We start from the raw sequence: 12,581 nt of genomic DNA, 5'->3' as shown, positions 1-12,581 counted from the left end.
GTGACGGAACAAAACACTCCGCTCGTGGAAATGAAGAACATTTCCATCTCCTTCGGCGGGATCCACGCAGTCGAGAATGCCTCGGTCGATCTCTTCCCCGGCGAGGTCGTGGCGCTGCTCGGCCATAACGGCGCCGGCAAGTCGACGCTGATCAAGGTCCTGTCGGGCGCCTACAAGCGCGACAACGGCGATATCATGATCAACGGCGAGACCGTCGATATCCGCAACCCGCGCGACGCCAAGAAATACGGCATCGAGACGATCTACCAGACGCTCGCCGTTGCCGACAATGTCGATGCCGCCGCCAATCTCTATCTTGGCCGCGAGCTGCAGACCAAGTGGGGTACGCTCGACGACGTCGCCATGGAGGCCAGCACCCGCGAGGTGATGGGCCGCCTCAACCCCAACTTCAAGCGCTTCAAGGAGCCGGTGAAGGCACTTTCCGGCGGCCAGCGGCAATCGGTGGCGATCGCTCGCGCCATCCTGTTCGATGCCCGCATCCTGATCATGGACGAGCCGACCGCAGCGCTCGGGCCCCAGGAAACGGCGCAGGTGGGCGACCTCATCAAGCAGCTGAAGCGCGAAGGCATCGGCATCTTCCTGATCAGCCACGACATCCACGACGTCTTCGACCTCGCCGACCGCGTCTTCGTGATGAAGAACGGCAAGGTGGTCGGCCATGCCCGCACCGGGGACGTCACCAAGGACGAAGTGCTCGGCATGATCATCCTCGGCAAGGTGCCGCCGGGCGCCACGCCCGGCCCCGGCGCCATGAAGGTGGTGTGAACCCAAAACGATTGCGCCCGCCCTTTGAAGCCCGCCGCTGATCAAGGGTAGCGCAGAGGCGGAACCGGGCTCTCCCGGTTCCGCCTTATCTCTTTCACAGCAGGCCGCGTCCCGTTGCGAAATCGGCAGGCTGTTGCCAGTCCTGCATCTTGGAACTCCTCTCCTCCCCCAACGTTGGCTTTTCTGAAACCCCAACACGGAGGAGCAAATGACTGAAGAACGGACTGCACAGGAAGTCATTGAGCACAGAGGAAAACCGGTGAAGACGGCAAGACATTCGCCGGCCGGTCCGCATGCCAAGGAGCAGCTGATCGACAGGGAGAAGACGCCGGGTGCCGGTTCCATGGCCGAGCCCGATGCGAAAGAGGTGGATGCGGGGTCGGAGTAGCAAACGACCTGTTCGGCTCCGCGTGGCCGCACAAGAAGGCTATCTGCGACGCCGTGGCGCTTGCCCGCTCGGGCACGGATCGGTAACACCGTTCGCAACGATCAGAACGAGCGGGCCGGACGGGCATGGCGGACGACACCATCACACTTTACGAGGCAATCGGCGGCGACGCGACGGTGCGGGCGCTGGTGAAGCGCTTCTACGAGCTGATGGACACGATGCCGGAGGCGGCCCATTGTCGCGCCATCCATCCGCCGAGCCTCGAAGGCAGCGAAGCAAAACTCTACGACTATCTGACCGGCTATCTCGGTGGCCCGCCGGTCTATGTGGAAAAACACGGCCACCCGCGGCTGCGGTCGCGCCATTTCGGCGCGGCGATCGGGCCTCTCGAGCGCGACGAATGGATGCTCTGCTTCCGCCGCGCCATGGACGAGACGATCGACAATCCGAAACTTCGCGAGATCATCTGGCCGCCAGTCGAGCGACTGGCATTCCATATGCAGAACAAGGAATAGGCCCTTGGAAAGACTCCATAAACTGCGGCCGTTGATTCTGTTTGTGAGCGGCCTGATGGGCGCCGCGGGCGTCGCTCTGGCGGCGGTGGCAAGCCATGGCGGCGGCACGGCTTTCCTCGGCTACGCCTCGACCATGTGCCTGGCGCATGCGCCGGTCCTGCTGGGGCTCTATCTCGGTTACCGGCATTTTCGCACGGCGACGCTGGCCGCGCTGGTGCTCAGCCTCGGCACGATCATCTTCGCCGGCGATCTCGTCTCGCGCCACTATCTCGGCGACCGGCTGTTTCCGATGGCCGCGCCGGTCGGCGGGACGGGGATGATGCTGGGCTGGCTGATCGTGGCGGCGGGAGCGTTTTTGCGGGTGCGGGAGGTTTAAGGACCCTTCTGGCTTCTGGCCTGCCGGCCATCTCTCCCACAAGGTGAGAAAAGAAGAGGCGCGCTACCGGCGTACTCCCTCTTCTCCCCAGCGGGGAGAAGTGCCGAGCATAGCGAGGCGATGAGGGGGCCACACGTTCGTCGCTTACGATATGGCTGCGCCCCCTCATCCGACCCTTCGGGCCACCTTCTCCCCGCTGGGGAGAAGAGGGAGCTCCAATTGTCTCTACCGCTTAAACGCCAGCACCCGAGCGCTCTCGGCCGGAGCGGCTTCCACCGCCGTCCCCCGGACGGCCCTCGGCATCGTCACCACATTGGTCATATCCGCAGCCGCCTCGGCGCGGGCCGTCAGCAGCGCGTAAAGTTCCGGCACCAGCCCGTCGCCATTCTGTGCGGCGAGCTTGTGCAGGCCGATGAAAAGGCTGGTGTCACGACGTTCTTCGTTCATCATTGCGTTCCTTCATGGTCTGGAGCGCCCGCTCCAGACTGGATTTTGAGCCGTTGCGGAGCGGCACGAAGGTGACACCGAACTTCTTGCAGCCCGTCTTCACCCTCAAACACGCATCGTGGCTGATACAGTCGATGGGGCAGAAGACGCAGTCGACCGACGGCAGCACCGTGTCGATACGGGAGACCGCCTCGCGAAGTCCGCCGTCGTGGTGGATCAGTTCGGCGCCGAAATTGCTGGCGATCTCCCTCAGGTGCGCCACCTGACAGTCACGGCCGCCGACATAGAGAAAGCTGCGGACGTCGGTCACTGCCGGTCCCCGCGTTTCGGCGCTCTTCGCCTCCGCGCCGGAATTGCCGTTCTTCTGCTTCTGCTTCTTGGCCATATGCCCCTCGCCGCCGATTCTGCTTACGCTTCGGTTCCTCGATGGCCGGCACCATATTAAAGTTGATTTTCAGAGTAAAGATTAAAGTGGACTCTTTTTATCATGATATGTCGGGCGACCTGAGAAAGCCGCGCCCTTTTCAAAAATTTACCGTTTGATAAATTTTTATGCTGTGGTACCTTTTGCCCAATAGTTGTCCATGAATCCATAAAAGAGGGAACTTAGGATGGAACGACTGGGAAACGGTCCGAAGGCCGGGATCGAGGCTGGCCGCCTCACCGCTGCCGACTATGAGGCGAATTTCGCCGATCTCCACCCGCGTCTCGACAGGCACGAGGCGCTGGTCGAATCCGATCGCTGTTATTTCTGTTACGACGCGCCGTGCATGACGGCCTGTCCCACCTCCATCGATATCCCGCTGTTCATAAGACAGATACAGACGGGCAATCCGATCGGGTCGGCGAAGACCATCTTCGACCAGAATATTCTGGGCGGCATGTGCGCCCGCGTCTGTCCCACCGAAACGCTCTGCGAACAGGCCTGCGTGCGCAATACGGCCGAAGACAAGCCGGTCGAGATCGGCAGGCTGCAGCGTTATTCCACCGACATTGCCATGGAACAGGGCCGGCAGTTCTACAGCCGCAAGGCTCCGACGGGCAAGACGATCGCCGTCGTCGGCGCAGGCCCCGCCGGCCTTGCCGCAGCACACCGGCTCGCCATGCACGGCCATTCGGTCGTCGTTCTCGAAGCGCGCGAAAAGGCCGGCGGCCTCAACGAATACGGCATCGCCACCTACAAGGCGGTCGATGATTTCGCCGCCCGCGAAGTGGATTACGTGACCGCGATCGGCGGCATCGAGATCAGGAACGGCCAGGCGCTCGGCCGGGATTTCTCGCTCTCCGACCTGACGGCGCAATATGACGCCGTTTTCCTCGGCATGGGTCTTGCCGGCGTCAACGGCCTCGGCATCGAAGGCGAGAGCCTCACCGGCGTCGAGGATGCGGTGGATTTCATCGCCGCCCTTCGCCAGGCAAAGGACAAGAGCGTTCTGCCGGTCGGCCGGCGCGTCGTCGTGCTCGGCGGCGGCATGACCGCCATCGACGCCGCGATCCAGTCCAAGCTGCTCGGCGCCGAAGAGGTGACGATCTGCTATCGCCGCGGCAAGGAAAACATGAACGCCTCGCCTTACGAACAGGATCTGGCGACCGCCAACGGCGTCATCATCCGCCACTGGCTGGCGCCGAAATCGATCATCGGCAAGGACGGCCCCAATGGCGCTCATGTCGCCGGCATCGAGGTCGAATATACCGCGATGCGCGACGGCCGGCTGATCGGCACCGGCGAGACCGGCGTCATCGCCGCCGACCAGATCTTCAAGGCAATCGGCCAGACCTTCTCCGCCTCGGGGCTCGGCGCTCTGCAGTTCGAGAAGGGCAAGATCGTCGTCGATCCCGAAGGCCGCACCTCGATCGAGGGCGTCTGGGCCGGTGGTGACTGTATCGGCACCGGTGAGGACCTGACCGTCTCGGCCGTCGCGCAAGGGCGCGACGCCGCAGAAAGCATCGCAAAAGCCCTGGCCGCCGCCGCGCAGCCGGCAACCGCAGTGGCTTGAGGGGAGATCGAGACAATGGCTGATATCCGCAACAATTTCGTCGGCATCAAATCCCCCAACCCGTTCTGGCTGGCGTCGGCGCCACCGACCGACAAGGCCTACAATGTCGAGCGCGCCTTCAAGGCGGGCTGGGGCGGCGTGGTCTGGAAGACGCTCGGCGAGGAAGGCCCGCCGGTCGTCAACGTCAACGGCCCGCGCTACGGCGCGATCTGGGGCGCCGACCGCCGCCTGCTCGGCTTGAACAATATCGAGTTGATCACCGACCGCGACCTCTACACCAACCTTCGCGAAATGAAGGAAGTGAAGAAGAACTGGCCGGACCGGGCGATCGTCGCCTCGATCATGGTTCCCTGCGAGGAACAGGCCTGGAAGGCGATCCTGCCGCTGGTGGAAGAGACCGAAGTCGACGGCATCGAGCTCAACTTCGGCTGTCCGCACGGCATGTCAGAGCGCGGCATGGGTTCCGCGGTCGGCCAGGTGCCGGAATATATCGAAATGGTGGTGCGCTGGTGCAAGCAGTATACCCGCATGCCGGTCATCACCAAGCTGACGCCTAACATCAGCGACATCCGCCACCCTGCTCGCGCGGCCAAGCGCGGCGGCACGGATGCCGTCTCTCTGATCAACACGATCTCGTCGATCGTGTCGGTCGATCTCGACACCTTCTCGCCCAACCCGTCGGTCGGCGGCAAGGGCAGCCATGGCGGCTATTGCGGCCCGGCGGTGAAGCCGATCGCGCTCAACATGGTGGCCGAGATCGCCCGCGATCCGGAAACCTACGGCCTGCCGATCTCCGGCATCGGCGGCATCACCACCTGGCGCGATGCGGCCGAATTCCTGGCGCTCGGGGCGGGCAACGTGCAGGTCTGCACCGCGGCGATGACCTACGGCTTCAAGATCGTCCAGGAAATGATCACCGGTCTTTCCGACTGGATGGACGAGAAGGGCCACCGCTCGCTCGACGACATCATCTGTCGCGCGGTCCCCAACGTCACCGACTGGCAGTATCTCAACCTCAACTACATCGCCAAGGCGCATATCGACCAGGACGCCTGCATCAAATGCGGCCGCTGCCACATCGCCTGCGAGGACACGTCCCACCAGGCTATCACCAGCATGGTCGACGGCGTGCGCCATTTCGAGGTGATGGAAGAGGAATGCGTCGGCTGCAATCTCTGCGTCAACGTCTGTCCGGTGGAGAACTGCATCACCATGGAAGCGCTGCCCGCCGGCGAACTCGACCGGCGCACCGGCAAGGTGGTCGACCCGACCTACGCCAACTGGACCCAGCATCCGAACAACCCGATGGCAAGGCAGGCCGCGGAATAGCTCCTCCCGCGCTCAACTCCTCCTGAGCACAGACCGTTTCCCGTAAAGCCACGCTTTACGGGAAACGGTTTTATGCTTATATGTCTTGATGAGAATTCGGAACATCATCCATAAAGGACTTCGCCGCTTCGTCGTCGACGACGATGCGGCGGGACTGCAGCCGGCGGTCGTGCCGAAATTGCGCCGGATGATCTCCTTCCTGCAGGACATGGAAACCGAAAGCGAACTGCGGACGGTGCCAAGCTGGAAAGCCCACCAGCTGACCGGTGATCGTAAGGGCACCTGGAGCCTCTTCGTCACCAAGAACTGGCGGCTGACATTCCGGATCGATGCCAACGAGATCGAAATCATCGATCTCGACTACGAAGACTATCATTAGGAGCCGACCATGATGGAAGCACCTGGCATTCGGATGAAAAATCCGGTCCATCCCGGCGATTTCCTCAAGCATGAAATCCTCGAGGCGCTGGAACTCTCCGTGACCGAAACGGCGAGCATCCTGGGCGTGACCAGACCGGCGCTGTCGGCGCTGCTGAACGAGCGGTCTTCCCTTTCTCCGGAAATGGCGCTGCGCGTCGAAAAGGCCTTCGGCGTTTCCATGGACACGCTCATGCGGATGCAGAACAGTTTCGATATCGCTCAGGCGCGCAAGCGCGAACAGGATATCCACGTCCTTCCCTATAGGGGTAAGGCGACGACAAACCCCGCGGAATAGCCGTCCCCTATCAACGCGGCTCGTTTTCGCCAAAGGCCTGCTGCGGTCAGCTTGGCCGCGGCATTTTCGTTCTGGCGCTCCGGATCAGGAAGGCCATGCGGTCGCGCGCGACGGCGGCCTTGTCCAGCTTGAGGTGCTCGCTGAATTCCACGGAGCCGTGTTCCGGCGTCTTCAAAAGGCAGCGGTAGTGCATGCCGCCCTCGCCGTCGCTTTCCGCGTCGATGGTCGGAGGCGGCAGGCGGTCTGGATCGATGCGCTCCTCGTCATGGGTCCAGAGCCAGCGGCGGGTGACGATCCATCTGCCATCGCTCCCCTGCCGGACCGAGACGATCGGCCGGGCAAGCGCTCCGGAGGCCAGCCAGCCACCGAGGCCCCAGAAAAAAGCGATGATGAGAGCCCTGAACGGCTCTTGGGCGATGCCGTCGTTACGGAAGAAAACCCAGGTCATCAGCATGAGTATGGCGAACCAGGCGGCAATGAAAAGCCAGCCGTAAAGTGGGCGCGTATTCCTAAAAAGCAGTCTCTCCATGGGTTCTATCTCCCAAGACTTCTTTCGGTCCGGCGATTATAGCACATCCTAAAATACGCAGCGATATTTTCGGAACGGCGCCTCGATTGGCTAGGAGGCGGCGTTGCCATTTGCAACGCTCCAAACATGAGGAGGCTACCATGTCACGCAAGCTCTTCGACGACGTGAGCTTTTGAGGTCACGTCCAAGCGACGCAAGTCCTATCCATCCGAAACACGGGTCAAGACGGGCACCCAATTCGTGCGCGGTGATGTCGAGCTGATCGAAAAGCTCGGCCGCAACGACCCCTGCCCCTGCGGTTCGCGGAGGCGGTTTCAAGAACTGCTGCCTGGAATCCGGCCAGTATGACGGCATCCATCGGGATCACTACTTTTAGGGATCGCGATTGACCGCCGAAGGACGGCATCTCGCCTGGTCATTCAAGCAGCGCTGGACCGACGGCCCATCCCACGGAACCAGACCCTTAAAATCAAAGAGGCCCGGCGGTTAGCCGGGCCTTCTTCGTCTGGGATGTGATGCAGGTTAGTTCGGGCGATTTGCACCGTCGAAATAATCGCCGCTGTTGACGTCGGCCTCGATGTTGGCCGTCCGGGCGTCAACCTTTTGGCCGATGCTGCCGGTCTGGACCTGGTCGATGGTAGTGGAAGCCTTGGAGACGCCTTCAAAATAGTCGCCTTCGGCAGCGAGAGCTGCACCGGCGAAGGAAGCCGAAGCGATGAAGGCTGCGGCGATGGCGGAGGTGATCCTGGTCATTGTGGTAGTTCCTTTCAGAGTGTTCCGCGGCTTTGAGTTTGCGACCTGGCCTGCGGAGATTGTTTCGGTGTCTTGAATGAGCTGCGATTAGTTCGGGCGGTTTACGCCGTCGAAATAGTCGCCGCTGTTGATGCGAGCCTGAACATCGGTGCTCTTGCCGCTCTGGGCAATGCTGCCGGTCTGCATGCGGTCAACCGTGGCGGAAGCCTTGGCTGTATCCTGGTAATATTCGCCTTCAGCAGCGAGAGCTGCACCCGCGAACGAAACCGAAGCGATGAAAGCTGCGGCGATAGCGGAAGTGATCTTGGTCATTGTCGTCATCCTTTTGAGTTGTGTTGAACTTGGTCTGTTCTGCGTGAGAGACGGGCCCAGCTGAACTTTAGTTTCACGGCCTCGAACGTTTTTTTAGTTCGGGCGGTTTGCACCGTCGAAATAGTCGCCGCTGCTGACGTCGGCCTTGACCTTGTCGTTATGGGCTATGCTGCCGGTGCTGATGTGGTCAACGGTAGCGGAGGCGGCCGAAACGTTCTTCTGGACGCCCTGGTAATAGTCACCTTCGGCAAGAGCGGCAGAACCGAGCGAAGCCGAAGCGATGAGGGCGGCGGCAATGGCGGAGGAAATTCTGGTCATGGTCTTGTTCCTTGCATGTGGCGGAGCCGAGTGTTCTCGAAGCCCCTCTCTGTGTTTGATCTTGTCTTTCGAAGCGCGTTGCCGTGCTTCCGAGGCTGAAGATGGTGCATCTCCGCCTTCGGGAATAGACAGCAAGTTGCGGACGTAATGTTCACTAAAACTGAACGACTTAAATTTTATCGTTCACACACGTGCCACCATGTGCTCCCGACCGCGAGGCATGCAGAGACCAAAACCAATGGTGAAGCGGATCAGCGCGAGCCTTCGTCCGCCGGCTCGTTCAACAGCTCGAGCATGGCGCGCAACGCCCGGGTGACGTGGCGCTCGGCATGAAAGAGCGCCGAAAACTGCCGGAGCGGCATCGGGAAATCGGCGACGTGGAGCCTGCCGGAGAAGGAATGGGAGGACGCGGCGCGGCTGGAAATCACCGTGGCGCTGAGGCCAGCCTCGACCGCCGCCATCGCCGCCTCGTTCGACGGCATTTCCAGGACGACGGACAATGATTGCGGCTCGATGCCCAGATTGGTGAGCTGCGCCTCGAAGGCGGAACGCGTGCCGGATCCCAGTTCGCGCATGATCCAGTTGGTTTCGAGAAGGTCGCTCGAGCGGATTTTCCGCCCGTCCGCCCAGGGGTGGCGGCTGCCGACCACCAGGACCAGCCGGTCCTCGGCCACCTTGCGGCGCTTGAGGCCAGCGAGAAACACCTCGCCCTCGACCACCGCGAGTTCCGCTGCCCCGGTCAGCACCGCATCCGCGGCGCTCTGGGTGTTGCCGACGGTGAGCCGCACGTCGACGCGCGGAAACCGCTCGTGATAGCTGACGAGGCGGGCCGGCAGCCAGTAGCTCGCCACCGTCTGGCTGGCATGGACGCGCAGGATGCCCGAGGCCGAACCGCCGAGATCGGCGAGTACATGTTCGGCCGTATGTGCCCGCTCCAGCACGGCGCGCGCCTCCGGCACGAAGAGTTTTCCCGCTTCGGTGAGTTCGATCCGCCGCCCGACCCGGTTGAAGAGAATCACGGCATGCCGCGCCTCCAGCGCCGAGATCGCCGCACTCACCGCCGACTGCGTCAGGTTCAACGTCTCGGCCGCGCGAGTCACATGTTCGCGGGTGGCAACTTCCAGAAAGATTCGGAGCTGATCGAGGGTCATCGTTTCAAAACCATTCGCTTTTAACGAATGATATCAGAAAACTTATCGATTGGATTTGTGTTTCTTCAAAAGAGAGAATGGTTTTCGATAAATCCTGAGACTCGCGGAAAAAACATGAAGCCGATCCTGCCGACTGCAGAACAGCGCACCCTCCCCTCCTCGGCTCAGTGGCCGGCTTTCGTCCAGCTTCTTCCCGGACTTCTGCTGACCGCCGCGATCGCCACGGCCTCCCTCACCATCCGCAACCTGACCGGATGGATGACGCTGAGCCCGCTCATCCTGTCGATCGTTTTCGGCATGCTGATCCGCAATCTGGCGCCGGTTCCGGCAGCCGTCGAACCCGGCATCGGCTTTTCGCTGAAGCGCATCCTGCGCTTCGGCATCGTCCTGCTCGGCCTGCAGGTGACGGCAGGCCAGATCCTCTCCCTCGGCGGCGCAGGCCTCGCGATGGTGGCGCTGACGCTCGTGACCACCTTCGTGGCGATCCGCGTGGTCGGCCGGGCGATGGGGGTGGACAGGTCACTGACCGACCTGATCGCCGCTGGCACCTCGGTCTGCGGCGCCTCGGCCGTCATCGCCGCCAATACGGTGGTGCGCGGCAAGCAGGAGCATGTCGCTTATGCGGTCGCCTGCGTGACATTGTTCGGTTCGCTTTCGATGCTCGCCTATCCGCTGCTCGCCGCCCCGCTCGGGCTCGACGTCCGCGGTTATGGCCTATGGACCGGCTCGACCATCCACGAAGTCGCGCAGGTGGTCGCGGCCTCCTTCCAGGGCGGCGATGTCGCGGGCCAGTTCGGCACCATTTCCAAGCTCGCCCGGGTCGTCATGCTGGCGCCGCTGATCATGACGCTGGCGCTTGCCATGCGCTCCGGCGCGGAAGGTGCATCGAAGGCCTCGGCGCCCATGCCGTGGTTCGTGCTCGGCTTCATCGGGATGATGCTGGTCAACAGCGCGGTCGCCATTCCGGCCGGCGTGAGCCAGACGCTCGTGACCCTGACAAGCTTCCTGCTGTCGATGGCGCTTGCCGCCATGGGCCTGCAGACGGATATCCGCAAATTGAAGGCGGAAGGCTGGCGGCCGCTCGCGCTCGGCGCGTTCGGCTGGCTGTTCATCGCGGTTTTCGGCTACGCGATGCTGAAGCTGTTCGCATTCTGAGGAAAAACGGATCGAAGAGACAGGGGCCGCGTCATCAATGGCGCGGCCTTTTTGTCATCTATGGGTCAGCAGGGCTTCGGCTGGTCGTTCTTCGGCTCGGAATCCCGCACTGCCTCGTCATGATACCAGCAATTGGTATCGACGACGCTGAAAGTTACATCATGGATTCCGGTCGGCACGGTCCGGCCGTCATCCAGCCGCCGTCTCGGACGAACCGGAAACTGGTAGATGGTTGCTGACTCACGATGGATGTGAATTGTCATCCTATCGTCTCCTAACTTCAAAAGTGCATTCAAACACGCACAGAGCACAAATCTGCACATTTTTTGTGCTTATTGCATGATTTTATATCATTTTAGCAACTTGCGCTAGGCGCTAATTGAGCGACAGCCCTGTCCCGGCAATCTATTTTGCTCGCAGGAACCTGCGAAGGGGAAACGTGTGCCAACCGACCCCGGTTCCGGGCAATCGTTATAGAACCGTCAAAACCCGCAGATTTCATGAGAGTGTCCTCATCTACGCGGACATTCGCTCTCTTTCGGTGCCCGGCAACGAGTGGCCCTTCACACTTTTTTAACCCGAATTCGTCGCCCGGACCCAAACTGGCACGGGAAATGCGTTCTTCTGGTTACCCCGGAGGCGCGGTATCCTGTCGATGCCGCTCCTCAGGATGACTCAACCATGAACGTCACGGCCTGAGAGACAAAATATGACCAAGTATAAGCTCGAGTACATCTGGCTCGACGGGTACACCCCGGTACCGAACCTGCGTGGCAAGACGCAGATCAAGGAATTCGACACCTTCCCGACGCTCGAACAGCTGCCGCTGTGGGGCTTCGACGGCTCGTCGACCATGCAGGCCGAAGGCCGCTCGTCCGATTGCGTGCTGAAGCCGGTTGCGCTTTATCCGGATCCGGCCCGCACCAACGGCGCGCTCGTCATGTGCGAAGTCATGATGCCGGACGGCGTCACGCCGCATGCCTCGAACGCCCGCGCGACCATTCTCGACGACGAGGATGCCTGGTTCGGCTTCGAGCAGGAATATTTCTTCTACCAGAACGGCCGCCCGCTCGGCTTCCCGGAAAGCGGTTACCCGGCTCCGCAGGGTCCGTACTACACCGGCGTCGGCTACTCGAACGTTGGTGACGTTGCCCGCGAAATCGTCGAAGAACATCTCGACCTGTGCCTCGCAGCCGGCATCAACCACGAAGGCATCAATGCCGAAGTGGCCAAGGGCCAGTGGGAATTCCAGATTTTCGGCAAGGGCTCCAAGAAGGCCGCCGACCAGATCTGGATGGCACGCTATCTGCTGCAGCGCCTGACTGAAAAGTACGGCATCGATATCGAATATCACTGCAAGCCGCTCGGCGACACCGACTGGAACGGCTCGGGCATGCACTGCAACTTCTCGACCAAGTACATGCGCGAAGTTGGCGGCAAGGACTATTTCGAAGCGCTCATGGCTGCCTTCGACAAGAACCTGATGGACCACATCAACGTCTACGGCCCGGACAACGACAAGCGCCTGACCGGCAAGCACGAAACCGCTCCGTGGAACAAGTTCTCCTACGGCGTTGCCGACCGCGGCGCCTCGATCCGCGTGCCGCATTCGTTCATCAAGAACGACTACAAGGGCTACCTGGAAGACCGCCGTCCGAACTCCCAGGGCGACCCCTACCAGATCGCTTCCCAGGTTCTGAAGACGATCGCCGAAGTCCCCACCAACAAGGCTTCCGCTGCCGCCTGATAAAGGCCGGCACTCGACAATACGGAAACGCCGGCTTTGTGCCGGCGTTTTTCGTTTCCGCCT

At 61.6% G+C, this 12,581-nt stretch carries 19 protein-coding genes; 11 read left to right on the top strand and 8 right to left on the bottom strand.

The annotated features are described in order from the left end of the window. The 4 genes from PMI07_RS22750 to PMI07_RS22735 all read left to right on the top strand — a co-directional run bounded on the left by PMI07_RS22750 (position 1) and on the right by PMI07_RS22735 (position 2,065). Positions 1 to 786: an ATP-binding cassette domain-containing protein gene (locus PMI07_RS22750; protein WP_007769764.1), complete on the top strand. Its 786-nt coding sequence runs from the start codon at positions 1 to 3 to the stop codon at positions 784 to 786. A 208-nt stretch (positions 787 to 994) separates the two neighbouring features. Then, a complete protein-coding gene (locus tag PMI07_RS22745; RefSeq protein ID WP_007769762.1) occupies positions 995 to 1,174 on the top strand; it encodes a hypothetical protein in 180 nt (59 codons plus the stop codon). Between the two features lie 125 nt (positions 1,175 to 1,299). Next, positions 1,300 to 1,689 (top strand): group II truncated hemoglobin, encoded by a 390-nt coding sequence (locus PMI07_RS22740; RefSeq protein WP_007769758.1) that lies wholly within the window; start codon positions 1,300 to 1,302, stop codon positions 1,687 to 1,689. Positions 1,690 to 1,744: 55 nt separating this feature from the next. After that, the gene (locus PMI07_RS22735; RefSeq protein ID WP_051484251.1) at positions 1,745 to 2,065 is read left to right on the top strand and encodes a DUF423 domain-containing protein; all 321 of its coding nucleotides are present in this window, start codon (positions 1,745 to 1,747) and stop codon (positions 2,063 to 2,065) included. A 225-nt stretch (positions 2,066 to 2,290) separates the two neighbouring features. On the opposite strand, the gene PMI07_RS22730 is transcribed toward PMI07_RS22735, so the two are convergent. Both PMI07_RS22730 and PMI07_RS22725 read right to left on the bottom strand, forming a co-directional pair. Continuing rightward, positions 2,291 to 2,512, bottom strand: coding sequence for a hypothetical protein (locus PMI07_RS22730; protein ID WP_051484250.1), 222 nt, complete (start codon positions 2,510 to 2,512; stop codon positions 2,291 to 2,293). Further along, positions 2,493 to 2,897, bottom strand: a complete 405-nt coding sequence (locus tag PMI07_RS22725; RefSeq protein ID WP_007769752.1) for a DUF2325 domain-containing protein — start codon at positions 2,895 to 2,897, stop codon at positions 2,493 to 2,495. Before PMI07_RS22725 ends, PMI07_RS22730 begins: the two co-directional genes overlap by 20 nt. 226 nt (positions 2,898 to 3,123) lie before the next feature. Between PMI07_RS22725 and PMI07_RS22720 the strand changes: the two genes are divergently transcribed. From PMI07_RS22720 to PMI07_RS22705, 4 genes are all read left to right on the top strand, one after another. Then, complete coding sequence (locus tag PMI07_RS22720; protein ID WP_024164057.1) at positions 3,124 to 4,509, top strand: NAD(P)-dependent oxidoreductase; 1,386 nt, start codon at positions 3,124 to 3,126, stop codon at positions 4,507 to 4,509. Between the two features lie 15 nt (positions 4,510 to 4,524). Then, entirely contained in the window at positions 4,525 to 5,838 is a 1,314-nt protein-coding gene (gene preA / locus PMI07_RS22715) for an NAD-dependent dihydropyrimidine dehydrogenase subunit PreA (protein ID WP_007765895.1), read from the top strand. 88 nt (positions 5,839 to 5,926) lie between these two features. Beyond that, positions 5,927 to 6,217 carry a type II toxin-antitoxin system RelE/ParE family toxin gene (locus PMI07_RS22710; protein WP_007765893.1) on the top strand — a complete coding sequence of 97 codons (291 nt, stop codon included), beginning with the start codon at positions 5,927 to 5,929 and terminating at the stop codon, positions 6,215 to 6,217. Positions 6,218 to 6,229: 12 nt separating this feature from the next. After that, positions 6,230 to 6,553 carry a HigA family addiction module antitoxin gene (locus PMI07_RS22705; RefSeq protein ID WP_197032556.1) on the top strand — a complete coding sequence of 108 codons (324 nt, stop codon included), beginning with the start codon at positions 6,230 to 6,232 and terminating at the stop codon, positions 6,551 to 6,553. A 46-nt stretch (positions 6,554 to 6,599) separates the two neighbouring features. Here PMI07_RS22705 and PMI07_RS22700 read toward each other — a convergent pair whose 3' ends face one another. Then, a complete protein-coding gene (locus PMI07_RS22700) occupies positions 6,600 to 7,082 on the bottom strand; it encodes a hypothetical protein (protein ID WP_007765889.1) in 483 nt (160 codons plus the stop codon). Between the two features lie 240 nt (positions 7,083 to 7,322). Here PMI07_RS22700 and PMI07_RS35800 point away from each other — a divergent pair, with 240 nt between their 5' ends. Continuing rightward, the gene (locus PMI07_RS35800; protein ID WP_245277221.1) at positions 7,323 to 7,430 is read left to right on the top strand and encodes an SEC-C metal-binding domain-containing protein; all 108 of its coding nucleotides are present in this window, start codon (positions 7,323 to 7,325) and stop codon (positions 7,428 to 7,430) included. A 174-nt stretch (positions 7,431 to 7,604) separates the two neighbouring features. Here the strand turns inward: PMI07_RS35800 and PMI07_RS22695 are convergent, their stop codons facing one another. The 4 genes from PMI07_RS22695 to PMI07_RS22680 form a co-directional block, all read right to left on the bottom strand. Then, a complete protein-coding gene (locus tag PMI07_RS22695) occupies positions 7,605 to 7,835 on the bottom strand; it encodes a hypothetical protein (protein ID WP_007765887.1) in 231 nt (76 codons plus the stop codon). Positions 7,836 to 7,922: 87 nt separating this feature from the next. Further along, positions 7,923 to 8,147, bottom strand: coding sequence for a hypothetical protein (locus PMI07_RS22690; RefSeq protein ID WP_007765885.1), 225 nt, complete (start codon positions 8,145 to 8,147; stop codon positions 7,923 to 7,925). Positions 8,148 to 8,240: 93 nt separating this feature from the next. Further along, positions 8,241 to 8,465, bottom strand: a complete 225-nt coding sequence (locus tag PMI07_RS22685; RefSeq protein WP_007765883.1) for a hypothetical protein — start codon at positions 8,463 to 8,465, stop codon at positions 8,241 to 8,243. Between the two features lie 251 nt (positions 8,466 to 8,716). Next, positions 8,717 to 9,616, bottom strand: coding sequence for a LysR substrate-binding domain-containing protein (locus PMI07_RS22680; RefSeq protein WP_024164056.1), 900 nt, complete (start codon positions 9,614 to 9,616; stop codon positions 8,717 to 8,719). Between the two features lie 114 nt (positions 9,617 to 9,730). Between PMI07_RS22680 and PMI07_RS22675 the strand changes: the two genes are divergently transcribed. Beyond that, positions 9,731 to 10,771: a YeiH family protein gene (locus tag PMI07_RS22675; protein WP_007773847.1), complete on the top strand. Its 1,041-nt coding sequence runs from the start codon at positions 9,731 to 9,733 to the stop codon at positions 10,769 to 10,771. A gap of 65 nt (positions 10,772 to 10,836) precedes the next feature. Here the strand turns inward: PMI07_RS22675 and PMI07_RS22670 are convergent, their stop codons facing one another. After that, positions 10,837 to 11,034: a DUF2735 domain-containing protein gene (locus tag PMI07_RS22670; RefSeq protein ID WP_007773846.1), complete on the bottom strand. Its 198-nt coding sequence runs from the start codon at positions 11,032 to 11,034 to the stop codon at positions 10,837 to 10,839. Positions 11,035 to 11,480: 446 nt separating this feature from the next. On the opposite strand from PMI07_RS22670, the gene PMI07_RS22665 reads away from it, so the two are divergent. Further along, the gene (locus tag PMI07_RS22665) at positions 11,481 to 12,518 is read left to right on the top strand and encodes a glutamine synthetase beta-grasp domain-containing protein (protein ID WP_007773845.1); all 1,038 of its coding nucleotides are present in this window, start codon (positions 11,481 to 11,483) and stop codon (positions 12,516 to 12,518) included. The last annotated feature ends 63 nt before the right edge of the window (positions 12,519 to 12,581 follow it).

It is taken from the genome of Rhizobium sp. CF080 (assembly GCF_000282095.2).
Lineage (GTDB): Bacteria > Pseudomonadota > Alphaproteobacteria > Rhizobiales > Rhizobiaceae > Neorhizobium.
The sequence above is the reverse complement of the archived record's forward strand: the minus strand, read 5'-3'. Positions and strand labels throughout refer to the sequence as shown.